General features: G+C 43.8%; 20 protein-coding genes. 12 read left to right on the top strand and 8 right to left on the bottom strand.

Going from position 1 to position 24085, the window contains the following annotated elements:
- Nucleotides 1-21 precede the first annotated feature (21 nt).
- Nucleotides 22-1554: a bifunctional ADP-dependent NAD(P)H-hydrate dehydratase/NAD(P)H-hydrate epimerase gene (locus tag BP27_RS0101170; protein WP_051610091.1), complete on the bottom strand. Its 1533-nt coding sequence runs from the start codon at nucleotides 1552-1554 to the stop codon at nucleotides 22-24.
- A 43-nt stretch (nucleotides 1555-1597) separates the two neighbouring features.
- Between BP27_RS0101170 and BP27_RS0101165 the strand changes: the two genes are divergently transcribed.
- From BP27_RS0101165 to queG, 6 genes are all read left to right on the top strand, one after another.
- Nucleotides 1598-3397 (top strand): sensor histidine kinase, encoded by a 1800-nt coding sequence (locus BP27_RS0101165; protein ID WP_027849976.1) that lies wholly within the window; start codon nucleotides 1598-1600, stop codon nucleotides 3395-3397.
- The gene (locus BP27_RS0101160; protein WP_027849975.1) at nucleotides 3394-4773 is read left to right on the top strand and encodes a sigma-54-dependent transcriptional regulator; all 1380 of its coding nucleotides are present in this window, start codon (nucleotides 3394-3396) and stop codon (nucleotides 4771-4773) included. Before BP27_RS0101165 ends, BP27_RS0101160 begins: the two co-directional genes overlap by 4 nt.
- Before the next feature lie 231 nt (nucleotides 4774-5004).
- Entirely contained in the window at nucleotides 5005-5997 is a 993-nt protein-coding gene (locus BP27_RS0101155; protein ID WP_027849974.1) for a TRAP transporter substrate-binding protein, read from the top strand.
- A gap of 102 nt (nucleotides 5998-6099) precedes the next feature.
- Nucleotides 6100-6741: a TRAP transporter small permease gene (locus BP27_RS0101150; RefSeq protein ID WP_027849973.1), complete on the top strand. Its 642-nt coding sequence runs from the start codon at nucleotides 6100-6102 to the stop codon at nucleotides 6739-6741.
- The gene (dctM, locus tag BP27_RS0101145; protein WP_027849972.1) at nucleotides 6741-8021 is read left to right on the top strand and encodes a C4-dicarboxylate TRAP transporter large permease protein DctM; all 1281 of its coding nucleotides are present in this window, start codon (nucleotides 6741-6743) and stop codon (nucleotides 8019-8021) included. The genes BP27_RS0101150 and dctM overlap by 1 nt, the downstream gene beginning before the upstream one ends.
- A 102-nt stretch (nucleotides 8022-8123) precedes the next feature.
- On the top strand, nucleotides 8124-9218 hold the full coding sequence (queG, locus tag BP27_RS0101140) for a tRNA epoxyqueuosine(34) reductase QueG (protein ID WP_027849971.1): 1095 nt from the start codon (nucleotides 8124-8126) through the stop codon (nucleotides 9216-9218).
- Here the strand turns inward: queG and BP27_RS0101135 are convergent.
- A complete protein-coding gene (locus BP27_RS0101135) occupies nucleotides 9211-10197 on the bottom strand; it encodes a tRNA dihydrouridine synthase (RefSeq protein ID WP_245597796.1) in 987 nt (328 codons plus the stop codon). The genes queG and BP27_RS0101135 overlap by 8 nt on opposite strands.
- A gap of 199 nt (nucleotides 10198-10396) precedes the next feature.
- Between BP27_RS0101135 and BP27_RS0101130 the strand changes: the two genes are divergently transcribed.
- The 4 genes from BP27_RS0101130 to BP27_RS0101110 all read left to right on the top strand — a co-directional run bounded on the left by BP27_RS0101130 (nucleotide 10397) and on the right by BP27_RS0101110 (nucleotide 15005).
- Nucleotides 10397-10645, top strand: coding sequence for an OadG family protein (locus BP27_RS0101130; protein WP_027849969.1), 249 nt, complete (start codon nucleotides 10397-10399; stop codon nucleotides 10643-10645).
- 56 nt (nucleotides 10646-10701) lie between these two features.
- Complete coding sequence (oadA, locus tag BP27_RS0101125; RefSeq protein WP_027849968.1) at nucleotides 10702-12516, top strand: sodium-extruding oxaloacetate decarboxylase subunit alpha; 1815 nt, start codon at nucleotides 10702-10704, stop codon at nucleotides 12514-12516.
- Between the two features lie 13 nt (nucleotides 12517-12529).
- Nucleotides 12530-13849 carry a sodium ion-translocating decarboxylase subunit beta gene (locus tag BP27_RS0101120; protein WP_027849967.1) on the top strand — a complete coding sequence of 440 codons (1320 nt, stop codon included), beginning with the start codon at nucleotides 12530-12532 and terminating at the stop codon, nucleotides 13847-13849.
- A gap of 454 nt (nucleotides 13850-14303) precedes the next feature.
- The gene (locus BP27_RS0101110; RefSeq protein WP_027849966.1) at nucleotides 14304-15005 is read left to right on the top strand and encodes a CBS domain-containing protein; all 702 of its coding nucleotides are present in this window, start codon (nucleotides 14304-14306) and stop codon (nucleotides 15003-15005) included.
- Nucleotides 15006-15042: 37 nt separating this feature from the next.
- Here BP27_RS0101110 and BP27_RS16605 read toward each other — a convergent pair whose 3' ends face one another.
- From BP27_RS16605 to BP27_RS0101080, 6 genes are read right to left on the bottom strand one after another with little or no spacing between them, the layout of a single operon-like run.
- Nucleotides 15043-15777 (bottom strand): ProQ/FINO family protein, encoded by a 735-nt coding sequence (locus BP27_RS16605; RefSeq protein WP_051610090.1) that lies wholly within the window; start codon nucleotides 15775-15777, stop codon nucleotides 15043-15045.
- 7 nt (nucleotides 15778-15784) lie between these two features.
- Nucleotides 15785-16327, bottom strand: coding sequence for a dihydrofolate reductase (locus BP27_RS14790; protein ID WP_051610088.1), 543 nt, complete (start codon nucleotides 16325-16327; stop codon nucleotides 15785-15787).
- Nucleotides 16324-17118: a thymidylate synthase gene (locus BP27_RS0101095; protein WP_027849965.1), complete on the bottom strand. Its 795-nt coding sequence runs from the start codon at nucleotides 17116-17118 to the stop codon at nucleotides 16324-16326. The genes BP27_RS14790 and BP27_RS0101095 overlap by 4 nt, the downstream gene beginning before the upstream one ends.
- A gap of 37 nt (nucleotides 17119-17155) precedes the next feature.
- The gene (lgt, locus tag BP27_RS0101090) at nucleotides 17156-17938 is read right to left on the bottom strand and encodes a prolipoprotein diacylglyceryl transferase (RefSeq protein ID WP_027849964.1); all 783 of its coding nucleotides are present in this window, start codon (nucleotides 17936-17938) and stop codon (nucleotides 17156-17158) included.
- 27 nt (nucleotides 17939-17965) lie between these two features.
- Nucleotides 17966-18751 carry a sulfite exporter TauE/SafE family protein gene (locus tag BP27_RS0101085; RefSeq protein WP_027849963.1) on the bottom strand — a complete coding sequence of 262 codons (786 nt, stop codon included), beginning with the start codon at nucleotides 18749-18751 and terminating at the stop codon, nucleotides 17966-17968.
- An 8-nt stretch (nucleotides 18752-18759) separates the two neighbouring features.
- On the bottom strand, nucleotides 18760-21396 hold the full coding sequence (locus BP27_RS0101080; RefSeq protein WP_027849962.1) for a response regulator: 2637 nt from the start codon (nucleotides 21394-21396) through the stop codon (nucleotides 18760-18762).
- A gap of 85 nt (nucleotides 21397-21481) precedes the next feature.
- Between BP27_RS0101080 and BP27_RS14785 the strand changes: the two genes are divergently transcribed.
- Both BP27_RS14785 and BP27_RS0101070 read left to right on the top strand, forming a co-directional pair.
- Nucleotides 21482-22252, top strand: a complete 771-nt coding sequence (locus BP27_RS14785) for an NRDE family protein (RefSeq protein ID WP_051610086.1) — start codon at nucleotides 21482-21484, stop codon at nucleotides 22250-22252.
- Nucleotides 22212-23999: a L,D-transpeptidase family protein gene (locus BP27_RS0101070; protein WP_027849961.1), complete on the top strand. Its 1788-nt coding sequence runs from the start codon at nucleotides 22212-22214 to the stop codon at nucleotides 23997-23999. The genes BP27_RS14785 and BP27_RS0101070 overlap by 41 nt, the downstream gene beginning before the upstream one ends.
- Nucleotides 24000-24085: the final 86 nt, after the last annotated feature.

The following is a 24085-nucleotide window of genomic DNA, read 5'->3' as shown; positions in this document are numbered from 1 at the left end:
TTAAAAAACGCCCAACTTACCTTAATTCACTAATTCTCTTAAAAAGGGTAGTAAATCAGTGGGTAACAAACCTCTGGGCTGATCGGCGGCGGCTCTATCGCCCGCCAAAGCATGAATTCTCATTCCTTCTTGAGCTGCTTCATAGGCAGTTAATCCTTGCGCCATTAAAGCGGCTATACAACCACTTAATAAATCCCCCATACCCGCCACGCCCATACCCGGGTTACCAAAAGGACAAATGATTGGCTGCCTAGCGCCGGAAGATGAATAATCGACAACCAAGGAGCCGGCACCTTTAAGCAAGGCAACCGACTGAGTTTTATTTGCTAAATGGCTTACAAGGGCTAAACGGTCATCAAGTGTTTCTGAGGGCAAGGGTTTTAATAGTCTTACTGCTTCGCCCGGGTGAGGAGTAATGACACGCTGCGCCTTGGCGGGTGGAACTATACCCTTAGCCCATAGGTTTAAAGCATCAGCATCGACCAGCGTTGGCCCAGCAAACTCAAAACTTAATTGCCAAAGCTGTTTAGCTAAATCACCTTGCCCTAAACCTGGTCCAATAACCAGAACATCAGCCCATAGAAAAGCAGCGCTAACCTGCTCCTTAAGCTTTGCTTCTGAGCTGGTTATTAAGCCTTCTACCATCATTTCTGGCTGGGTCGCTAAAAAAGCTGCCAAGTGCTCTGTTGCAGTTAATACTTTCACCATGCCCGCACCTGTTCTTAAAGCAGCTTGGGCAGTTATTAAAGCTGCGCCACCCATGCCCTTTAACCCACCAATAATTAACAAACGACCATGACTGCCTTTGTGATTATTCTTTTTACGCATAGGCAAAGGGCTGGTTTGATTATTTTGTTGTAAATAAGCAAGGGGTACTACTGACCAATCACTCGCACTAATACCTAAGTCACTTAAAACCACCTCACCACTAGCATCAACACCCAAGCCAGTAAATAGCCCTGCCTTTAAAGCAATAAAGGTCAGGGTTAAATCTGCCTCTACTGAGGTACCAGCCAATTGCCCTGTATCAACCAGTAAACCTGAAGGAGTATCTAGTGCAAAAACTTGACTAGGTGCAGAATTAATGGCTTTTATCCAAGCCTTTAATTGTCCACGCACCTCACCTTTTAAGCCTATTCCTAATAAAGCATCCACCAAAAGCTCATTAGCCGTAAATTCAATTTGGCAAGGGTCACTGGTTTCTGGCTGCAAACCATAAGCAGCCACTTCTTGCCAAGCAAGTGCAGCTTCATTGGTATAGCTGTTAGGATCAACAGCTAACCACAAGCGTATTGGATAACCTGCTTGAGCAGCATAAAGCGCCAGCAGCAAACCATCACCGCCATTATTGCCACCGCCACAAAACACATTGATACGCTCAGTTTTAGGCCAACGCTTTTCTAGTAATTGCCAAGCAGAACGGGCTGCTTTTTGCATGAGCTTAAAGCCAGGCGTGCCAGCAGCAATCACTAAACCATCTAATTGGGCACAGGCAGCAGCAGAATAAAGTGGTAAAATCGCTTGTTGGCTGGGTTGGCGCGGGGCAATCAGCATGGCTGGCTCCTAAATAGATATTTGTTTTTATATAGGACAATACATGGCATTTTCAAAAGCACCTTGGCGCAATTTATTGTGGCTAGCTGCCATTTTAATACTTTTGCTTTGGCCTATTCATCGTTTTGTAGAAAGCTATTACCTTGAAGGGCTCACTCGTAAAAACGAACAAACTTTAGACTTGTTCGTTGCTAACCTACAGGGTACTTTGCAGCGTTACGAGGTTTTGCCACAAATTTTAGGGCGCTTACCCAGTGTGCAGCAAGCTTTGCTTAACCCCACCGACCCGGCTAGCCTAAAAACTGCCAATACCCTGCTTAAAAATATTCAACAGCAAACCGGTGCCGATGTAATTTACCTTATGAATACCCAAGGCCTAACCCTTGCTGCTTCTAACTGGGATAAAGAACGCAGTTTTGTAAATAATAGTTTTGATTTTCGACCCTATTTTAGTAACGCCCTGAAATATGGTCAGGGTGAGTTTTTTGGTTTAGGTAATATTTCTTTTAAACGCGGTTATTATTTTGGCGGCGCTGTTGATGCTAATAACCAAGTGCAGGGCGTTATTGTGGTTAAGGTTGACCTAGACTTTACCGAAACTCTATGGGGGCAAACTCCCGAGCAACTTCTAGTCACCGATAGAAATGGGGTGATTATTTTAACCTCCCAGCCTGAATGGCGCTTTAAAGCCACTCGCGAACTAGACCCAGAAGAACAGCTAAGCATTGCTGAGCATCAGCCCTATACTTCAATCAATCCCGAGCGCATCACAATTAAATCACCAGACTGGTTAAAGCTTAATCATCTATTACCTGAGATTGGTTGGCAGGTGAGTATCTTCACACCCAGGCGCTTGCTCAGCGAGCCAGTCAATACAGCCATGGCAGTGGTTAGCGCTTCTTTGTTAGCAATACTGCTTATTTTTGGTTTGCTTATGCAGCGTAAACGCCATTACTTAGAACGTATTGCCCTAGACACCCAAGCCAAGCGTGAGCTGGAAGACAATGTGCGTACTCGCACCCAAGATCTGCAAACTTTAAATAGTCGTTTAAAGCAAGAGGTTTTAGAGCGTGAATCAACTCAACAAGCCTTGGTTAGAACTCAAGATGATTTAGTCCAAGCAAGCAAACTCTCAGCTTTAGGTATTATGTCGGCCAGTATTAGCCATGAACTTAACCAGCCGTTAGCAGCCATACGCAGCTATACAGACAACGCAAAAGTTTTACTCGATAAACAAAGGCTGGAAGAAACCAAGAACAACCTTAACCTTATTGCATCACTCACTGAACGCATGGCATCCATTATTGAACATCTGCGAGCCTTTGCACGTAGAGATCGCTACGCCTCAGAGCATGTTGCCCTACAGCCAGCAATAGATGATACGCTTAATCTAGTTGCCAAACGCCAAGCCAATCTATCCATAGAGATAATAAACACCACACCTGAGACAACCCTTTGGGTAGAAGCAGGCGAAACACGTTTACGACAAATTTTAAGCAACCTAGTTAGCAATGCTTTTGATGCTTTAAGTGAAAGCAGTCAGCCTCGCCAGCTGTGGTTAACTACTCAGGTTGCTGATGGTTGGGTCGTTTTAACACTTAGAGATAATGCTGCAGGGTTTACCCAAGAAGCACTAGAACAAGCCTACGAACCTTTTTACACCACCAAAACCAGCGCTAAAGGTTTAGGTTTAGGCTTGGCTATTTGCCACAGCCTAACTCAAGCCTTAAAAGGTCGCCTAGTCTTAGCTAACCACCCTGAAGGCGGCGCCCTAGTCACCCTTTATTTACGCCAAATTCCTGAGGCAAACCTGCTGAACTCGAGTGAGGATAGCTTTAAATGATACAAATTAGTCCTGACACCCAGCTAGTGCTCTTAGATGATGACAGTCATTTACGAACAGCACTTAGCCAAACTTTCGATTTAGCCGGTTTAAAAGTTCAAGCCTTTGCTAATGCTGAAGGAGTTTTAGCGGCCTTACCAACCGATTGGCTAGGTGTTTTGGTGACAGATATTCGTATGCCAGGTATCAGCGGTTTAGAGCTTTTAGAGCAAGCACAGCAGCTAGACAAACAACTACCCGTATTACTTATTACTGGTCAAGGTGATGTCCCCCTAGCAGTCCAAGCCATGCGGCAAGGTGCTTATGATTTTCTACAAAAACCCTTTGCTAACGACTTATTGTTAGATAGTGTGCACCGTGCTTTAGAAGTCAGGCGTTTAGTGATAGAAAACCGTGCACTGCGTTCTGCACTTGCTGAACAAAAATTGCTTGGTGAAAGACTCTTAGGTCACTCAGCTAGCGCAGAGCGTTTACGCGAACAAGTCAGAGCTTTAGCCAATATTCAAGCCGATGTATTAATTCTTGGTGAAACAGGTAGCGGTAAAGAAGTGGTTGCCAGAGCACTGCATGATTTATCGTCTCGCAGTAATGCACCCTTTGTAGCCATTAATACCGGTGCTTTGGCAGAGTCAGTGATTGAGAGTGAACTTTTTGGCCATGAAGCAGGTGCCTTTACCGGCGCCAATAAACGCCGCATAGGCAAGTTTGAACATGCCAATGGTGGCACTGTTTTTTTAGATGAAATAGAAAGCATGAGCCTAGACGTACAAGTCAAGTTATTACGCTTACTTCAAGAAAGAGTGGTAGAAAGAGTGGGTTCTAACCAGCTAATTCCTTTAGATATACGCATAGTTGCTGCCACCAAAGAAGATTTATTAATTGCCGCAGATGAAGGGCGCTTTCGTGCTGATTTATTTTATCGCCTTAACGTTGCACAAATTAACCTACCACCCTTACGCCAACGTCCTGAAGATATCTTGCCGCTTTTCCAGCATTTTGCTACCCAGGCAAGCCAAAGGTATAAAACTGAAGAACTTAACTTAGATTCAGCGACACGTGCGCAGCTTTTAAGCCATGATTGGCCGGGGAATATACGTGAACTTCAAAATGCAGCTGAACGCTGGGTATTAGGTTTAGACTTAGCCATTAGCCAACTAACAGCCAATCCAACTACCCAAGTTAGCAACCAGCCACTAGCGCAACAGGTAGAAAACTTTGAACGAAACTTATTGATGGCCGAACTCAGTAAGCAGCATAGTTCTCTGCGTGAAGTAGCAGAAGCCTTACAGCTACCGCGTAAAACACTCCACGATAAGCTTCGTAAACATGGCTTAAGTACAAAACTAACTGGCGAAAATCCGCCAACTCTAGGTTAACCTTGGCGAAAATCCGCCTGAATCAAAGCAAAATCTAAGCAGTGTAATTAAATTAGCCAGCCAATTAACAGCAATACAGGCTACCCAACGACCCGTATTAGACTTTAGTTTTAGCTTTGGAGTTTAGGCATACTAACTGCATAGACTAGAACTGCTTCAACTTGGACCTACAAGTCCTACAAGAATAAAAGCGCCGCATTGCGGCACTCCTTAAAGCAAGAGGAAACTTTAATGTTTAAATTGACCACTAAAGCACTCGTTTGTGCTGCTTCGCTCACCCTTTCAGGTTTGGCGCTAGCTGCTGACCCTATTGTTATTAAGTTCTCTCACGTAGTGGCAGAACACACGCCTAAAGGCCAAGGTGCGCTACTTTTCAAAAAGCTGGCTGAAGAACGCTTACCCGGCAAGGTAGAAGTTGAGGTTTACTCTAACTCTTCATTGTTTGGTGACGGTAAAGAAATGGAAGCTTTGCTATTAGGCGATGTGCAGTTAATTGCGCCATCTTTAGCTAAGTTTGAGCATTACTCTAAGCCTATCCAAATTTTTGACCTACCCTTCCTATTTGATGACATCAATGCCGTTGACCGCTTCCAAAAAGGCCCGGTTGGTCAAGAGCTTTTAAAGTCGATGGAAAGCAAAGGCATTACAGGTTTAGGCTATTGGCACAATGGTCTAAAGCAGCTTTCAGCTAACAAAGAACTGCGTAAGCCAAGAGATGCTCGTGGTTTAAAATTCCGCGTACAGGCTTCTGCCGTACTGGATGAGCAGTTTAAAGCACTCCGCGCTAACCCACGTAAAATGAGCTTTTCTGAAGTTTACCAAGGTTTACAAACCGGCGTAGTTAATGGTGCAGAAAACCCCTACTCAAACATCTATTCTCAGAAAATGCACGAAGTCCAATCGCACATTACTGAGTCTAACCACGGCTTGCTAGACTATATGGTTATTACCAATACTGAGTTCTGGAATGGCCTACCTAGCGATGTTAGAGCTGAACTAGAAGTCATCATGGAGGAAGTCACTCTTGAGGTTAACAAGCACGCTCAGAGCATTAACGAACGTGATAAAAAAGCTATTCTAGCCAGTGGTAAAACTGAAATTCTTTACCTAACCAAAGAAGAGCGCGAAAAATGGCGTCAGGCTATGAAGCCAGTATGGAAAAAGTTTGAAGCACAAATTGGTGCAGACCGCATTAAAGCCGCAGAAGCAGCTAACCAGCAGTAAAGTAAGTGCCAGCAAGTCCATAGAAGGGCTTGCTGGTATTTTTTTAAGCGAGATTAACGTGCAACAATTTAAGATTCTGCCATCCTCTTCAGGAGACTTCACATGAACAAATTGCGCCTTATTTGGGATCGCTTTGAAGAGGGGTTTGTTGTCTTTTTACTGACAGCGATGACCTTAGTTACCTTTGTTTATGTCATTTTAAATAACTTTTATACCTTTTTTTATAGCCTCGCAGACTATTTTGAAGAAGGCTCACCTGGTATCTCTGAGTTCTTTTTTGTTATCGGTGATTTTATTCTCGATATGGCTCAAGCCATGACCTGGAGTAACGCCTTAACCAAAGCTTTGTTTGCTTGGTTACTCTTTTTTGGTATTTCCTATGGTGTAAGGGTTGGTGGGCATATAGGTATTGATGCCTTAGTAAAGCTAGCCTCCAATAAAACTCAAAAGTACTTCGCCTTAGTTGCCTGCGTTATTAGCCTAAGCTATGCAGGTTTAATCACTGTGGCTAGCTTTGCTTGGATGAGTGCTTTATTTGAGGTCAATATTGGCGCCGATGATTTAGGCCAGTTTGGTATTAAACAATGGCACATTACTTTAATTGTGCCACTCGGCTTCACTTTGGTTTTTATACGCTATACAGAAATTCTAGTACGTGTTCTCCGCAATCAACAAATCGGTTTAGGCTTGGCAGATGAAGCCGCCGACGCAATGAAACTAAGTGAACAAGAGGAACAACACTAATGACCATTCTTTTCCTCTTTGTGGCGCTCTTTGCACTCATGTTTATTGGTGTGCCTGTCGCTATCTCATTAGGTTTGGCTGGCTCAGTTACCATTATGCTGTTCAGCCCAGACTCGGTTCGCTCCCTGGCAATCAAGTTGTTTGAAACCAGTGAACACTACACCCTTTTAGCGATTCCTTTCTTCTTGTTAGCAGGTTCTTTTATGACCACTGGCGGAGTTGCAAGGCGCTTAATCGACTTTGCTAATGCCAGCGTTGGGCATATACGTGGTGGCCTAGCCATAGGTGCGGTTATGGCTTGTATGCTCTTTGCTGCGCTTTCTGGCTCTAGCCCAGCAACGGTAGCTGCTGTAGGCTCTATTGCCATAGCAGGTATGGTGCGTTCAGGTTATCCCCAACCCTTTGCTGCCGGCATAGTCACTAATGCAGGTACGTTAGGTATTTTAATTCCACCTTCGGTGGTTATGGTTGTTTATGCCGCAGCAACTGAAACCTCGGTAGGTAAACTATTTATGGCCGGGGTAGTACCTGGTTTGCTACTTGGGTTGGTTTTAATGGGCGCTATTTATGCTATAGCCGTTAAAAAGAATCTACCTGCTTTACCTAGAGCTACCCCTCGTCAATGGTTAAGCGCTGCTCGCAAAGCTGCTTGGGGCTTATTGCTAATGGTGATAATTCTGGGTGGTATCTACTCAGGCATGTTCACCCCTACCGAAGCCGCTGCTGTTGCTGCTGTTTATTCAGCCTTTATTGCCTTGTTTGTTTACAAAGACATGACTTTAAAAGAAGCACCCAAGGTGGTTCTTGAGGCCGCCAAACTCAGCATTATGCTGATGTTTATTATTGCCAACGCCATGCTTTTTGCTCACGTTTTAACCACTGAGCAAATACCTCAACAAATTACCGCCATGGTATTAGAAGCTGGCTTACAGCCGTGGATGTTCCTCTTAGTAGTGAATATCGTATTGCTGATAGCGGGTGCCTTTATGGAGCCTTCAGCCATTATTTTAATTTTGGCACCAATTCTATTCCCTATTGCTGTAGAGCTTGGAGTCGACCCTATTCACCTAGGTATTATCATGGTAGTGAATATGGAAATAGGCCTGATAACACCACCCGTAGGGCTTAATCTCTTTGTCACCTCTGCCGTTACAGGCATGTCTTTAGCTGAAGTGATTCGCGCTGCCTTGCCTTGGTTAATGCTACTGCTAGGTTTCTTAGCGCTAGTTACTTACATACCAAGCATTTCTATGGGGTTACCTAACCTATTGGGCATGTAAGCCCTGTTCAAGAAAGCTTCTGCCAAATAAAGCTTTACCAAAAAGGCCTGCACAGTTAAGCATTTATTAGCTGTGTAGGCTTGCTGGGTATATAATTTCGCTATGCCTACCCAAGCCTTACTCAATCATCTCGCAAAAGATATTAAACACCTAGCCCGTGAGCTGGGTTTTTCTGCCTGTGGCATTAGCGGTATCGATTTAGGTGAACACCCAGCTTATTTAGAAAAATGGTTAGCAGCAGGTTTGCATGGTGATATGCAGTGGATGGAAAATAACCTAGATAAGCGCCGTGATCCCAGCTTATTAGAAGCAGGTACGCAAGCCATTATTAGTGTACGTTTAGATTATTTACCGCCAGAAACTCAAGCCGTTAAAATTCTAGGTTCCGCTGATAAAGCCTATGTTAGCCGCTATGCTCTAGGGCGTGATTACCACAAATTAATTCGTAAGCGTCTTTCTAAGCTGGCCGAACAAATTAATCAAAAAATAGCCGCAACGCCTGAATTAAAAGCTGCTTTTCCTGAATTTACTAGCCGTGCCTTTACTGACTCAGCACCGGTACTTGAGCGGGGTATTGCCCAACAAGCCGGACTGGGCTGGATAGGTAAAAACTGCATGCTAATTACTCCTAAAGCGGGCAGCTGGTTCTTTTTGGGGGAGCTTTACGTTAGCTTGCCACTACCAGCCGACCAGCCTTTTATTAAAGACCATTGCGGTGCTTGCACTGCCTGCCATGTTGCTTGCCCTACTCAGGCTTTTGTTGCTGATGGGGTGCTAGATGCTCGGCGCTGTATTAGCTATTTAACCATTGAATTAAAAGGCAGTATTCCTGAAGCGTTGCGCCCCTTAATGGGAAATCGAATTTATGGTTGCGATGACTGTCAATTAGTTTGTCCTTGGACACGCTTTTCACCCACCACTAAAGAAACTGATTTTCACCCACGCCACCAGTTAGATAGCAGTGACTTAATTGATTTATTTAACTGGGATGAAGCTACCTTTTTAAAGAATACTCAAGGCTCGCCCATCCGCCGCACAGGTTATATTAGTTGGCTACGCAATCTAGCAGTGGCACTGGGCAACGCACCTGCTAGCAACACAATAATAGAAGCCTTAACGGCTAAGCAGGATTACCCTGACCCTATCGTTCAAGAGCATGTTGCCTGGGCTTTAGCTAGGCATAAGGAAATTAACTAACGGTATGCTGAATATAGCTTTCTAGATTGTTAATTAAATCCCGCTCATTGGTTAGCCGCTTGCAGGCATCAAACACTATTTGGGCTTCCTCGCCCCACCTTAAACGAAACATAACCAGCCATTGTTTGACACGCATCACTCGTACAATTTCTTCATAAACTAAAGCATCGAGTTTTAGCCATTCTAATAAGAAGCCAAGCATCCGTTTAAAATCCACCTGCTCTACTTCTTTACCCGCTAGGTGCTGTTTTATTTGTTTAGCCAGCCAAGGGTTTGTCATAGAGGAACGACCTAGCATTACATCCTGCACACCGCTAACTTGAACACAACGCTGATAGTCGTTCACTGTCCAGATATCTCCATTAGCAAACACAGGCACATCCACCACTTCTTCAATCCGTGCCACCCACTCCCAATGTGCGGGTGGTTTATAGCCTTGCGCTCTAGTTCTGGCATGAACGACCAACTGACTAATACCCGCCGCATTTAAAGCTCGGGCATTGTCTAGGGTTAACTCGGTATCGTCATACCCAAGACGCATCTTTGCTGTAACTGGGGTATCTAAGGTTTTTAAGGCTTGGGCAACTGCGTGGGTTGCATCATAAAGGCGATCTGGGTAGCGCAGCATACTAGCACCACCCAAATGGCGGTTAACAATTTTAGCTGGGCAGCCATAGTTTAAGTCGATTACTTGAGCACCTGCTTTAACACCCATGCAGGCATTATCTGCCAAAGATTGTGGATCACTACCTAACAGTTGTAAATGCACAGGAATTCCAGTTGGAGTTTGGGCATTTTGTCGCAGTTCTGGACAAATCCTGTGAAAGACTCGCGCTGGCTGCCGGCCAGTTGTTACTCGCAAAAACTCGGTCACACAAAAATCCCAACCCCCTTGACGAGTAATTAGGTCACGAGTTGTAGCATCCATAACGCCTTCCATGGGTGCCACAGCAACTAAAGCGGGTAATTTTTCTTGCAAATTTGGCTCTCAAAGCTAAATAAATGTAATTTTTTTCAGGCTGCATTTTACTGACCAATTCCAGTAAATACACGGCTTTTAGCTACATTCAGCTAAAATGTTCGCTAAATGTAGTGATTCTTGTAGTTGCTACAAAAAAAAACCTAGTGCAAGGTTAAGGCTGCAAAATTAGAGCATTTTTAAAACACGAGGGTGTGCTATGCATACAACCAACCTAATGACAGAAGGTTTCAACCTTATGCTTATGGGCATGGGTTTTGTTTTTACCTTCCTGACATTACTGGTAATCGCTACCACTTTAATGTCGAAAATCATCTTACATTTTTCGAAACCCGAGCCAGTAGCTAAGCCAGCCAAACCTACTGCTAGCACCTTAACTCAGGATAAAAATACTGAACTGATCGCTGCTATTAGCGCTGCAATTCATTTACACCGACAACAAAAGTAACGCAGCAAAACTGTTTAACGCTTAAAAATTTAATTTAGACTACACAGGTAATCACCATGACTGCACCCCAGAAAAAGCTCGGTATAACCGATGTTGTCCTCCGTGACGCTCACCAATCTCTATTTGCCACACGGATGCGCTTAGATGACATGTTACCTATAGCTGAAAAATTAGACCAAATAGGCTTTTGGTCTTTAGAAAGCTGGGGAGGTGCAACTTTTGATTCCTGTATTCGTTACCTAGGTGAAGACCCTTGGGAGCGTATTCGCGAACTTAAAAAGGTGATGCCTAAAACACCCCAACAAATGCTTTTGCGTGGTCAGAATCTTTTAGGCTACCGCCACTATGCAGACGATGTGGTAGCTAAATTTGTTGAACGTGCTGCAACCAATGGTGTTGATGTTTTCCGTATTTTTGATGCCATGAATGACCCACGTAACCTAGAGAGCGCCATTAAAGCTGTTAAAGCTTGTGGTAAACACGCTCAGGGCACCCTCTCTTATACTACCAGCCCAGTACATACCACTCAGATGTGGGTTGACTATGCCAAGGTACTAGAAGACCTAGGCGCAGACTCTATTTGTATTAAGGATATGGCGGGTATTTTAACGCCCTACGATGCCTTCGACCTAGTGAGTCGCTTAAAAGCACAAACGGGTCTGGAAATTCAAATGCAAGCGCATGCTACCGCTGGCCTATCAGATATGACTATTCTGAAAGCTGCTGAAGCGGGCATTGACCGTGTTGATACAGCAATTTCTTCTATGTCGATGACCTATGGTCACTCAGCAACTGAAACAGTGGTAGCTGCTTTGGCCGGTACTGAGCGTGATACAGGCCTAGACCTTCTAGCCTTAGAGGAGGTAGCTGCTTACTTCCGCGAAGTGCGTAAAAAATATGCACAGTTTGAAGGCTCTTTAAAAGGTACTGACTCACGCATCTTAGTTGCTCAGGTTCCTGGTGGCATGCTGACCAATATGGAAAGCCAGCTAAAAGAGCAGGGTGCAGCCGATAAGTTTGATGAAGTATTAGCTGAAATCCCTCGTGTTCGTGAAGACCTAGGCTTTATTCCTTTAGTAACGCCTACTTCACAAATTGTAGGCACCCAAGCCGTTATTAACGTTTTAATGGGTGAGCGCTACAAGTCTATTTCTAAAGAAGTTCAAGGCATTCTTAAAGGTGAATATGGTGCAGCACCAGCTCCTTATAATGCTGAGTTACAAGCACGTGTTTTAGATGGTGCTGAAGCCATTACTTGTCGTCCTGCTGACCAGCTAGAAGACGAAATGGACAAGCTAGCTGCTGAAGTAAAAGCTAAGGCAAAAGAAGAAGGTATTCAGCTAGCCAAAGGCGAACAAGAGATTGACGACGTGCTAACCTACGCTCTCTTTCCTCAAATCGGCCTTAAATTCTTACAGAACCGTGGCGATGCTTCTGCCTTTGAACCTGCACCTACCCTTGAGTCGGCTCAAGCTGCTAGCGCACCAGCACCTAAAGCAGCTACACCAGCTAACGACTCAGGCGTTTATACTGTAAAAGTTAATGGTCAATCTTATGTGGTTGAAGTAGCTGAAGGCGGTGATGTTACTGCCCTAGCTAGCACCGACTCTGCTACAGCGCCTGCGCCTGCCGCAGCACCTGCTACACCCGCTACAAGTACCGGTCTAGCCATTGACGCCCCCCTAGCAGGTAACATCTTCAAAATCTTAGTTAAACCAGGTGAAGATGTAGAAGCAAACCAGGTGGTGATCATTATGGAAGCCATGAAGATGGAAACAGAAATTCGTGCTGTTGAGGCGGGTACTGTTGGAGATATCGCCGTGCGTGAAGGTGATGCCGTGCAAGTTGGCGATACCCTACTGACTCTCTAAGCGGAGCTGATTCATGGATAAAATTTTACTCCTGTGGGAAGGGTCAGGGCTGTATAATCTGAGCCTTCCCCAGTTTATTATGATTGCTATTTGTCTATCGCTACTCTACCTAGCGATAGTCAAAAAGTTTGAACCTTTACTACTTTTGCCTATTGGCTTTGGTGGTTTATTAGCAAACATTCCTGAAGCTGGCTTAGCGCTTTCTGCTTTTGAGCAGTCCTTAGCGGTTTTTGAGCCAGCCCTAATGCAGTCTTATGCTGACAAGCTAGGCCTAGTCCTAGACGGTGCCAGCAAAGTAGCTAATCAGGAAATTTTGCTGCCGGCCATTAAAAGCCTAGAAGACCCTGTAATAATGCAGGAGCTTAAAACCATGGCAGCAGTGGCTGGTTACACCGATGGTATGCTGAACACCTTTTATCAAGTCACCATCGCTTCAGGTGCTGCACCGCTCATTATCTTTATGGGTGTGGGTGCCATGACAGACTTTGGTCCCTTGTTGGCTAACCCTCGCACACTTTTCTTAGGTGCTGCAGCTCAGTTTGGCATTTTTGCTACAGTACTGGGTGCCGTTGGTTTGTCTTCTTTAGGTATTGTTGACTTCAATATCAATCAAGCAGCAGCTATCGGTATTATTGGTGGTGCAGATGGTCCAACAGCTATTTACGTTGCCAGCATTCTAGCACCTGAGCTACTAGGCGCTATTGCCGTTGCGGCTTACTCTTATATGGCATTAGTACCTTTAATTCAGCCACCCATTATGCGTGCACTAACCACTAAAGCTGAACGTGCCATAGTGATGAGTCAGCTACGCCCAGTAACCAAGCGTGAAAAAATCATTTTCCCGATTGCTGTACTGGTATTGGTTGCGCTTTTCTTACCTTCAGCAGCACCACTTTTGGGTATGTTCTGCTTAGGTAACCTAATGCGTGAATCCGGCGTGGTCGACCGTTTGTCAGATACCGCTCAAAATGCACTAATTAACATCACTACTATCTTCCTTGGTTTAGCGGTGGGTTCTAAGTTAGTTGCTCATCTGTTTTTAACGGTAGAAACACTGGGCATTTTAGCGCTAGGTATTGTTGCCTTTGGCATAGGTACTGCAACAGGTGTGCTTATGGCTAAGCTAATGAACAAAATGAGCAAAATGCCAATTAACCCTTTAATTGGGTCTGCTGGCGTTTCTGCTGTTCCTATGGCGGCACGTGTATCCAATAAAGTTGGTTTAGAAGCTAATCCTCAAAACTTCCTATTAATGCATGCTATGGGGCCCAACGTTGCAGGTGTTATAGGTTCTGCAGTAGCCGCAGGTGTTATGATTATGTATTTAAGCTAACAAGCTTCAATCAATGAAAAGGCCAGAGCATTAAACTCTGGCCTTTTTGTTTGTTTCTCTTAATGGAAACTTAATTTTTTAATTGGCCTTTAACTAAGCGGCCAACCTAATATCTGCTTGCTCGGTCTCAACATACAAGGCCTCTTGCCAAGCATCGCGCAATCGCAGTTCTTCTGCTAATGCCAGTAAGGTTTCAATATTCATATTTAGGCTCCCTCTGCCTGTTTATCTACTACTTTGGGTGAATACCCATTTATAATATAGCAGGTGACTAGCCAGTCATCCAGTTTTAGTCGATAAGATTTTTTTATAAGTAATTCATTAACTTAGAATCAATTTCATCTCGCAACTGCACAAATAGACTTGTTTCATCAACTTCAGCTACTAGCCTAGCTCTTAGACTGGGGTTATGCTAAAAAGCTAACTGCTATCAAACAATTAAGGAAGTTAGTGTATGGTTTTTGCTATTTATGAGCAGGGTTTACGCATTCACACACCCAAGGAACAACTGCTAGCTCGACCTGCTATTCGCCAAACTCAAGCAGTGAGTGCAAGTCGTCGCATGGTTGATAGAGACGGCAAGGCAGAACACCGTCAAGATATCAGTGACCAAAGTTGGATTCAGGGTTACCCTGACCAACAAGAAGATGATGCTAGCCAAGACCCGCCAGCGAATAATAGAGCCATGCAAGCCTATGCTGAGGTAGAGCAAAGTAAAAAGAAGCAAATTCCATCGATACCCGCCCATCAGGTTATGCGTAGCCCAGTACTGACTCTTCCCTCCACAGCAAGCTTAAATGAGGCTTGGAGTTTAATGAGCAAAGAGCAAATTCACTACTTGGTTTTAATTGACCCTACAGGTGATTTAGCTGGTGTACTGGATGATCGTGAACTCCTAAAAGAAGCCGCAGGTGTGGGTGAGTTGAGTAAGCAGGAAGGTGTTGATTTAGCTACTACCCAAGCCATTCAGCTAGTTAAAGCCCCCCTAGTTACTGCAAGTAAGGATACAGATATTAGGGATATTGCTAGGGTGATGCTTGCTCAAAAGGTGAGAGCCATGCCTGTGGTTGATGCTGAAGGCACTTTGCTGGGTTTGGTAACACGTTCTGACTTAATGCTTGGGCTAGCTAATCAAAACCTAGAGGTTTGGACCTAGCCTCTAGCTAAATGCTTTTAAGCCCTTTTAATTGTCTTTAGCGCTTGTTCATTTCTACAAGTGCAGAGAGTTTATTTTGCAGACGGCTAGCCTTTAAGTTTTCTTGGCGTTCTTTATCTTGTTGTTTTTTAAGTAGATCACGCTGTTTTTTGCTGTCTTCCAGTTTCTGCAAATGCTCAGATGCAAACTCAGCTTCTTCCTGGGTTACAAAACCCGCATTATTACCTTTTAAGTCGAGCCTAACTGCACCTGTTTTCATGCAGCGCAGGTAGCGGGGTACTTTTACATAGCTAGCTAAGGCACGGCGTATTTTTTTCATATCGCCACCTTCCACGGCTAAAAGCTCTTCATGTATACCAATCTTTAAAGGCTGAGGCTGACCTGGCATAAAGGCACGTGGGTAAGTTTTTATCCAATGCTGAAGGCGTTGTTGAGGGTTAAGTTTATCTAGCTCACTAGCAGCAGAAGGTATTGATTTTTGAGCTTCACCCGGCTTAGAAACACCTAAGGTTTCTTTAATCATCACCATTAAAGAGTCAGATCGGCTGAGTAGGTCTGCCTCTAGCGGATTTTCAAGAGCTTGAGTTAAGCGAGCACCTAGACTAGCAAGGTTTGTCTCTAACTGAGCAACACGTTCATTCAGTTGTGCATTACGCGCTTCTAACTCTGCTATTTCTTGTTTAGCGCTACCTAGAGCATCTAGCCCCTTGCTTGCATAGTTTTCTAACTGCCCAAGCAGTTTATCCACATCCAGTTCTAACTCTTCTGACATAAGTAACTCAACCTAGCTTAGTTTTGCGCTGCAAACAGCGAATAGCATAAGCGTAGCGATTACCTTCCTGTGCAGGGTAGGTATCACGACTCGTTTCTAACCACTCTTCTAAACTGATTTCTGGAAACCAAGCATCACCTTCTGGCTCGGCATCTACTTCAGTTAAATACACAATATCTGCTAAGGGAAAAGCCTGCTCATAAATTTGTCCGCCACCGATCACCATAATTTCTTTAGCGCCATCTAGAATGGCTTGCGCATCTGCAATTTTAAGGGCTTCAGCCAGGCTAGCAGCAACTTTAACACCCGGGTGGTTAAATTCTGGGTTACGGCTAATCACTATATTGGTTCGCCCTGGTAGCGGACGACCGATGGATTCAAATGTATTGCGACCCATCACCAAAGGTTTTGCCATGGTAGTGCGCTTAAAGTGGGCTAGCTCTTCTGGCAAGTACCAAGGCATAGCATTTTGAAAGCCTATCACTCGGTTTTTTGCTGCGGCAACTATAATCGCAATGGGTGTTTCTGTTGGTGGATTAGCTAAAGTCATACAGCCACCGGTGCTTTAATAAGATCATGGTGTTGGTAGTTTTCAATACTTATATCATCAAAAGTGAAGGCAAATAAGTCTTTAATGTCTGGGTTCAACTTTAGCTGTGGTAAAGCAAATGGCTGGCGACTCAACTGTAAATCAGTTTGCTCTAGGTGGTTAGAATACAGATGTGCATCACCTAAGGTATGCACAAAGTCACCTACTTCCAAATCGCAAACCTGTGCAATTAGATGAGTTAATAAAGCATAACTGGCTATGTTAAAAGGCACACCTAAGAAGGTATCAGCACTACGTTGGTAAAGCTGACAAGATAAATGACCATCAGCCACATAAAACTGAAATAGACAGTGGCAAGGTGGCAGTGCCATTTCATCAACCAAAGCTGGGTTCCAAGCGCTAACCAATAATCGGCGTGAATCTGGGTTGGTTTTTATTTGTTCAATTAGGTTAGCTATTTGGTCAACCGAGCCACCTTTATTATCTGGCCAAGAACGCCATTGATAGCCATAAACAGGCCCTAGGTTACCCTCTTCATCTGCCCACTCATCCCAAATGGAAACCCCATTTTCTTTTAAGTAAGCAATGTTGGTGTCACCTTTTAAAAACCAAAGTAACTCATGAATAATTGAGCGCAGGTGAACTTTTTTTGTTGTCACTAAGGGAAAGCCCTGCTTTAAGTCATAACGCATTTGATACCCAAACACGCTGTAAGTACCTGTTCCTGTACGGTCAGACTTATAGGTGCCCTGATTACGTACATGGCGCATTAAATCTAAATAAGCTTTCATAGTTAACCCATCAAAAAATTCTTTTATTATGCCTAATTTAACTTGCTTTAGCAGCCCTACGGTAAGAGAAGACCATCAAGCCTAGGCCTAGAATAATCATAGGCAGGGATAGCAGCTGCCCCATACTCAAACCACCCAAGAGCAAACCTAAATGGGCATCTGGCTCACGGGTAAACTCAACCAAGAATCTAAACAACCCATAACCAATTAGGAATAAACCACTGACGCTACCTGCTGGGCGTGGCTGTTTTGAAAACCACCAAAGTAAAGCAAAAAGCACTAGGCCTTCTAAAGCAAACTGATACAGCTGCGAAGGATGACGTGGGTCTAATCCTGCGCCTGGAAAAACCATACCCCAGGGTGAATCAGTCACTCGTCCCCAAAGTTCACCATTAATAAAATTACCGATTCTACCTAAACCTAAGCCCAGTGGGGTAAAGGGCGCAACAAAGTCACCCAACTCTATCCAGTTAACTTTATGCTTACGTGCAAAGAACCAAACAGCTAGAGCAACGCCTATAAAGCCACCATGAAAAGCCATGCCACCTTCCCACACCTTAAACAACCAAAGAGGGTCGGCTAATACACGGTCAAAATGATAAAACAAGGCATAACCAAAGCGTCCACCCAGTATTACACCTAGCGCTGTATAAAAAAGTAGGTCGCCTATTTGCTCTTTAGTTAAGCCAATACGATGTGCTCTTTGTCTAGCTAGCCACCAAGCTAGAGCAAAGCCAACTAAATAAGTAAGCCCATACCAATGCACCTGAAGTGGGCCAAGGCTTATGGCAACTGGATTTATGGCTGGGTAGGTCAACATAATTCATCAATTCCTAAAGGAGCAAAATTAAAAAAGTAGAAGCTTTAAGCCCACTAAAAATAACAACAAAGCAAAAAGACGTTTCAGTAGTAACTCTGGTAAAAAGTGAGCTAATTTAGCACCCACCCGAGCAAAGGGAACACTAGCTAAACTTATGCCTATCAATGCAGGCCAGTAAATATAACCCGTTGCTAACTCAGGCAAGCTTGAATGCTGCCAGCCAGCCCACAAATAACCAAGCGTTCCAAACAGTGCAATAGGAAAGCCTAAGGCTGCAGAAGTTCCAACCGCTTGGCGCATAGGTGCATTACACCAAATTAAAAAAGGTACGCTTAAAGTGCCGCCCCCTATCCCAAAAATAGTGGATGCCCAACCTATAACACCACCTGCAGTAGTTAAAACAAGTGAAGCAGGCTCACCCTCTTTAGGCTTAGGCTGAAACTTTAATACCATTTGTATAGAAACCAGCATTACAAACACACCAATAATGGCTTGCAAGGCTAAGCCACTCAGTAGGCTAGCTGTCCAGGCACCAATCAGAGCACCTACACCTAAACCTAGGGTAATAAATTTTACCCAACCCCATTTAACAGCCTGTTTTTTATGGTGCGCAAGGCTTGAGCTAAGCGAGGTAGGGATAATAGTCGCTAAAGAGGTTCCCACCGCTAGGTGTACCAGTACGTCGGGAGAAAACCCCAAGGCTGTAAAAGCCATTACCAGCACAGCAACTATAATGAGTCCGCCGCCTATACCAAATAAACCGGCTAAAAAACCAGCCGCCGCACCTAAAACTAAATAGGTTAAATATACCAAGTATCACCTCACTTTTTTTCTATCCAACGCTGAACCAGCTCTCGTAATTCACTCGGACGATAGGGCTTAGCCAGATAATCATCTATCCCTTGAGTCAAAAAACGCTTGTATTCTAATTCCCTAGCATTAGCGGTTAAAGCAATCACTGGTACCCTGGCATGCACTTCACTGAGTAAGCGCCATTGCCGTGTGGTTTCTATGCCGTCCATTTCCGGCATAAAAATATCCATCAGAACCAAATCATACTGATGCTTAAGACCCAAAACTAGCGCTTCAGCACCGCTTGCTGCCACATCAACCTGGTAGCCAGATTTTTCTAAAACACTTGAAGCCAGCATAGCGTTTACAGGTCCATCATCGACAACAAGAATACGGCTTCCTAAAGAAGCGGGTGGTTTTTCACTTAGCTTGGCAGGCAACTCAACCTGTATTTGTAGTCCACCTGCTTTAAGCACTTCTACATCAAGGCTGCCTTGCATCTCATGCACTAGTTGACGAGTTAATAATTGACCCAACCCTAATGCACTTCTAGTTGCTTCATAGCCACTACTTAAAGGTGTAGCTAGTTGAAAACGTTGCAAGCGCTCACTTTCAGCTAGGCCGCCACCTTGATCTTGAATTTTTAATTGCAATCGACCTAAAGTGTTCCAACCTATCCATAGATGAATATCTCCTTTTCCCGAAAGCTGAATCATCTGACGTAATAAGTGACGCATTAAGCGAAATAAACGTCGCCTATCAACGATTAAAAGCTCAGGTATATTACTGCCATACTCAATTAATAAGCGGCGACCACTATTAGCTAAAGCGCCTTCACTAGCGGTATAACAGTCATTCACTAGTGAGCTAAGAACTAGAGTGTCTTCAGACAAGTCTTGCTGGTTTAACTCGCCTGCATCTGACATATCGCGCATACTGTCTAGCAGATGCTGCATTTCAATTAATTTAGCTTGGCAATAGCTAGTTAAACTGTCATCAAAACCACGTGCATTTTGTAGCAACTCTAATAGCAGCTCATTAGCATCGCTTACTGCAACCTGAAAAAACTCCGCCTTCATTTTCGCAGCTAAGCGAGCCCTTTGACGATCACCTTTTAGCTGCTGCTGCATTTGCTTGCTTTCACTAATATCAAGCAAAAGTAACAAGCCTTGCCCATCAGGTGTTAAGTGCAAGCTGCCCCAGTAGCAAGTTTTATCTTGCTGAGCTACAGACAGCTCTACTTCTGTCATTTTAGACCCGCTAAGCGTGCTTTCTTCTATAGCAAGCAAGTTAAATAAATGCTGGCCCTTCAAATTATTTTGAGTGCTACCAGCAAGGTGCTCAAATGCTGAGTTACAAGCTAAAATCAAACCTGCTTGGTCGAACTGGCATATTATTAAAGGCCCTTTAATAAGCGAAACCAAGTCTGTTACTACGTTAGTATTCTTACTTAACTCTGGATGAGTGGGGGAAAGAGTAGAAGCCTTTGTTATTGGCTCCTTTACATCAAGCAGTTCAAACTGCTTGTCTCGGCGCACTACAAAATAGAGAAGCAAAACAAACATTAAAATCAAAAAAGTGCCCACTAGATAGAGCATTAGCCTATAGTCTTTGGTTAGCTGGTTTTTTACTTTGTACACTTTATTTAAATCAGCAACATTGAGTAACTTCCAGCCTAAGGGCGTTAGACTAGACCAACTTAAGAGTAATTTTTTTTCATTAACATTAAGAACAACCAGACCCGACGCATCTAAATGTAAAGGGTCAAGCTGGCTGACTAGGTCGCTAGCATTGATATTTTGCCAATCATTGACTGCCTGATAAGGCAGCACCATTAGCTTGCCTTCAGAGTCCATCAGCAAACTATACCCACCCCAAGGGACATTCATCTTGGCTAGATACTGCCCTAATAATTCGAATGAAACCTCTATACCACCTACCCCAGACAACTCACCCTGGTTAACTAATGGATTAATAAAGGTAAGTGTTCCACTTTTTCTAAGGTCTTTATTCTTATCAACTTGCCAAATAGCAGGGTACTCAGAAACATACGCTTCTTTCGATAATTTATAATATTCCAATCCTCTGATGCTAGCTGAAAGAGGAAACAAGCCAGTTAGGGTAGGGTAAGGATAGATAAGGGTTTCAGCTTCTGAACTACTAATATAAACCCTACTAATGATATTGTGACTAGAGTAAATATTTTTTAGTAAAGGGGAAATGCTAGTCAGCTTGTGTAGCTTTTCTTCTAGCAAGTTTTCATCTTGCTGATTTTTGGATGCTATAAAAATAAATGGCTGATGACTGCCTTGATCATAAACCAAACCTGCCTCACTCTTTTTTAGAGAACCACCCAGTGTCACTTGCTTACTTTTATTGACAGGATTGAATAGCCTGACGCTTTGCTCAGCTAACAAACCGCCTAAGCGCTCTACCTGCTTTAGCTCACTTGTAAGCTGCTGAGTCATTTGGCTTATTGAATCTAGCATTCGCTCTTCAACCTCTTTTTCAGCCATGTTTTCAATGGCATGAAAACTAAGATTCATTAGCAAACCTATTAGTGCAAACAAAACCGTACCTATAGCTGCCATAGGCACTAGCAAGCTTAGCCAGCGGCTTTTTGATAGCTTTTGATGTGTATTAGATGATAATTCAAGAGCAGGCAAAGAAAGCCCCTTGTCTAGCACAGTGAAAAACACGAGTATAGCAACACTAGCTTCAAAATAACCCTTTGTCCTGCTGGAACCAACTATGTGCCTACTTGCTCTTTCTTGGAAACAAGACCAACGCTACCCTTTTTTAATTGCTGCTAACCGTGATGAAGCCTACCAGCGCCCAACTCGCCCTGCTTGTTTTTGGCCTGAACAACCCAATATTTTAGGTGGCAAAGATTTAGAAGCAGGTGGTAGCTGGTTACTTGCAAGTCAACAAGGCCGCTGGGCTACTTTAACAAACTTTAGAAATGGAAAAGACCTAGCCGCTGGCAAAGTGTCGCGTGGTGAACTTGTACTAGAAGCACTAAAGCAACCCTTAAACGAGCTACCCAACTGGTTAGAAGAAAACCAGCATCAGTTTGCAGGTTTTAACTTATTATGGGGTGATGCAAACCAGGCTTGGTACTTTTCTAACCGACTTGCAGAAAAGCCAAGGCAGCTAGATCCGGGCTTATATTTACTTAGCAATGCCACCCTAAACACCGACTGGCCTAAAACTCAGCGCTTAAAGCAAGCAATAGAAGCATGGCAAGCCACAGATAATAGCCATCCTCGTCAGCTTTTTGATACACTTGCAGATCAAACTCAAGCCGCAGATGCAGATTTACCTAATACCCAGGTTGGCTTAAATTTAGAGCGTCTTTTATCGCCTATTTTTATTAAGGGTGAAAACTATGGAACACGGACTTCAACGCTTTTATGGTTAACAGCAGATAACACTTGGCATTTACATGAAAGAAACCACTCAACCCATACGAAGCTAGGCAATGAAGAGTATTTTAATTGGACAACTAGCCTACCCACTTAAAAAAGGACTTTATCAGAAAGTTTTTTTTGCCTGTTGTTTGCTGTTACTTTTAAGTTTTTTACCTGCTTGTGCTTCTATTTCTAAATCATCAACCCCTAGCCAACCTAAAACCCTTAGTTCTCAGGCAAGCCATACAACCCTAACTAACTGGGTTAATTCAACCTTAGCAACCTACTATCCACAACAAGAATTAACCCATCTTGATTACCTTGCTAAACTCTACCAACAGTCTGAGTTTAATAATTTTTGGTTCGATACAACAGGCCAACCCAATACGGCTGCTCGTTTACTCCTTAGCGACCTCAAGCCTTGGCTAGCACTAGACCCCCACCCAAGGCTTAAGCTCTACAAGCAACTTGCCGAACTGCTTAAACAGCCTGTTAATACAGGTTTACCCAGACACCGCCAAGCTACAGACCTGCTTATTACAGACCTTTTCTTAAGTTACCAAGATGACCTACTGCAAGGTTACTGGACTCAATTTGATTTAGACCAAGATCATGGTGTAACTAATGCTTATGAGCGTTGGGACAATTGGCCAGACGAAGTGGTTAGAAAGCGTTTAGTTGATGTTTTCCCTTATTGGTTACAGCAACTAAAGGGACAGCAACCTAGCGTATGGGCCGTTGCACGTATCCAGGAAACTCAACCTGCTAGTTATTATTACCTACCTTGGCGAAAAGCTTTTACGCAGTTAGAGAAAATGGCTGCCTTAGGTGATTGGCCTCAGATAAATGACTACCTTAAACAGGGTTCACGCTCGCCAGAAGTAACTAGGCTTGCTGTACAGCTTAAACATCAGGGCGACCTCAACCAGCTAGAAAATTATTTTCCTACAGCTGACCAGCAGCCTTTGTTTGATCTGCCACTAGAACAAGCACTGAAGAATTTTCAGCTTAGGCATAACCTAAAAGTGACTGGTACCACCAACAAGGTTACGCGCCACAAGCTCAACCTAACCCCTCAAGAAAGAATGAGGGTATTAGCCCATAATTTACGTCGCCTACACCACCTACCTAAAACACCCAACAAACGTAATTTAATGATTAATATGGCTGATCAACGCCTAGCTTTTATTGAAGATCAGCAGGTTAAATTAGATATGAAAATTATTATAGGGCGTGATGGTTTGCGCACTCCTATTATGAACCAGTGGCTCACTTCGCTGGTATTAAATCCGCTTTGGAATGTGCCTGACAGCATTGCCAAACAGCGTATTTTTCCACGGGCCTTACAAAACCCTCACTACCTTAGCTCTCGAGACTACGCTCTAGTGGATGGCTGGCATACCCCCTCTCGTTTCGTATCTTTAGATGATGTTTCAGAAAGTGACTTCCAAGATGAAAAATCTAGTTACCGCATAGTGCAGAAAACGGGGAGGTACAATCAGCTAGGTAAGGTTAAGTTCCGCCTCTCGAACCAACAAGCAATTTACCTACATGACACTCCTTACCGCCAAGCATTCAATCAGGATAACCGCGATATTAGTTCTGGCTGCGTACGTTTAGAGGATGCGGATCAACTCGTTCTAGCTTTACTTAAACACAGTAAAAACTGGTCAGAAGAGGCAATTAATGAAGCTTATCAACTAGGTGAAGAACGCTATTTACAAGTAAGGCCTAAAGTAGCTGTTTACCTAATGTATTGGACAGCCTGGACAGATAAAGCAGGCCGCTTGCACTGGCGCGACGACATTTATAATAAAGATACTTTTCAAGCTGATAAGCGTTTAGCTTCCCACCCTTAACTTAACTCTTATTACAGTAGTAGCTAATATTTAGTTTTGTTAAGATAGTCCGCATTTAACCCTACTCACCTAAACCTTATGGGAGA

The sequence above is a fragment of the Marinospirillum insulare DSM 21763 genome (assembly GCF_000686905.1).
In the GTDB taxonomy this organism is placed as follows: Bacteria; Pseudomonadota; Gammaproteobacteria; order Pseudomonadales; family Halomonadaceae; genus Marinospirillum; species Marinospirillum insulare.
The sequence above is the reverse complement of the archived record's forward strand: the minus strand, read 5'-3'. Positions and strand labels throughout refer to the sequence as shown.

Bases quoted from the DNA above. Each gene is read 5' to 3' on its own strand.
- queG (WP_027849971.1), top strand. From the start codon at position 8,124: ATGCCTACCCAAGCCTTACTCAATCATCTCGCAAAAGATATTAAACAC.
- BP27_RS0101095 (WP_027849965.1), bottom strand. From the start codon at position 17,118: ATGAAAGCTTATTTAGATTTAATGCGCCATGTACGTAATCAGGGCACC.
- BP27_RS16605 (WP_051610090.1), bottom strand. From the start codon at position 15,777: ATGTCAGAAGAGTTAGAACTGGATGTGGATAAACTGCTTGGGCAGTTA.
- BP27_RS14790 (WP_051610088.1), bottom strand. From the start codon at position 16,327: ATGACTTTAGCTAATCCACCAACAGAAACACCCATTGCGATTATAGTT.
- BP27_RS0101070 (WP_027849961.1), top strand. From the start codon at position 22,212: ATGAAGAGTATTTTAATTGGACAACTAGCCTACCCACTTAAAAAAGGA.
- BP27_RS0101120 (WP_027849967.1), top strand. From the start codon at position 12,530: ATGGATAAAATTTTACTCCTGTGGGAAGGGTCAGGGCTGTATAATCTG.
- BP27_RS0101160 (WP_027849975.1), top strand. From the start codon at position 3,394: ATGATACAAATTAGTCCTGACACCCAGCTAGTGCTCTTAGATGATGAC.
- BP27_RS14785 (WP_051610086.1), top strand. From the start codon at position 21,482: ATGTGCCTACTTGCTCTTTCTTGGAAACAAGACCAACGCTACCCTTTT.
- BP27_RS0101155 (WP_027849974.1), top strand. From the start codon at position 5,005: ATGTTTAAATTGACCACTAAAGCACTCGTTTGTGCTGCTTCGCTCACC.
- BP27_RS0101170 (WP_051610091.1), bottom strand. From the start codon at position 1,554: ATGCTGATTGCCCCGCGCCAACCCAGCCAACAAGCGATTTTACCACTT.
- dctM (WP_027849972.1), top strand. From the start codon at position 6,741: ATGACCATTCTTTTCCTCTTTGTGGCGCTCTTTGCACTCATGTTTATT.
- lgt (WP_027849964.1), bottom strand. From the start codon at position 17,938: ATGTTGACCTACCCAGCCATAAATCCAGTTGCCATAAGCCTTGGCCCA.
- BP27_RS0101165 (WP_027849976.1), top strand. From the start codon at position 1,598: ATGGCATTTTCAAAAGCACCTTGGCGCAATTTATTGTGGCTAGCTGCC.
- oadA (WP_027849968.1), top strand. From the start codon at position 10,702: ATGACTGCACCCCAGAAAAAGCTCGGTATAACCGATGTTGTCCTCCGT.
- BP27_RS0101110 (WP_027849966.1), top strand. From the start codon at position 14,304: ATGGTTTTTGCTATTTATGAGCAGGGTTTACGCATTCACACACCCAAG.
- BP27_RS0101150 (WP_027849973.1), top strand. From the start codon at position 6,100: ATGAACAAATTGCGCCTTATTTGGGATCGCTTTGAAGAGGGGTTTGTT.
- BP27_RS0101130 (WP_027849969.1), top strand. From the start codon at position 10,397: ATGCATACAACCAACCTAATGACAGAAGGTTTCAACCTTATGCTTATG.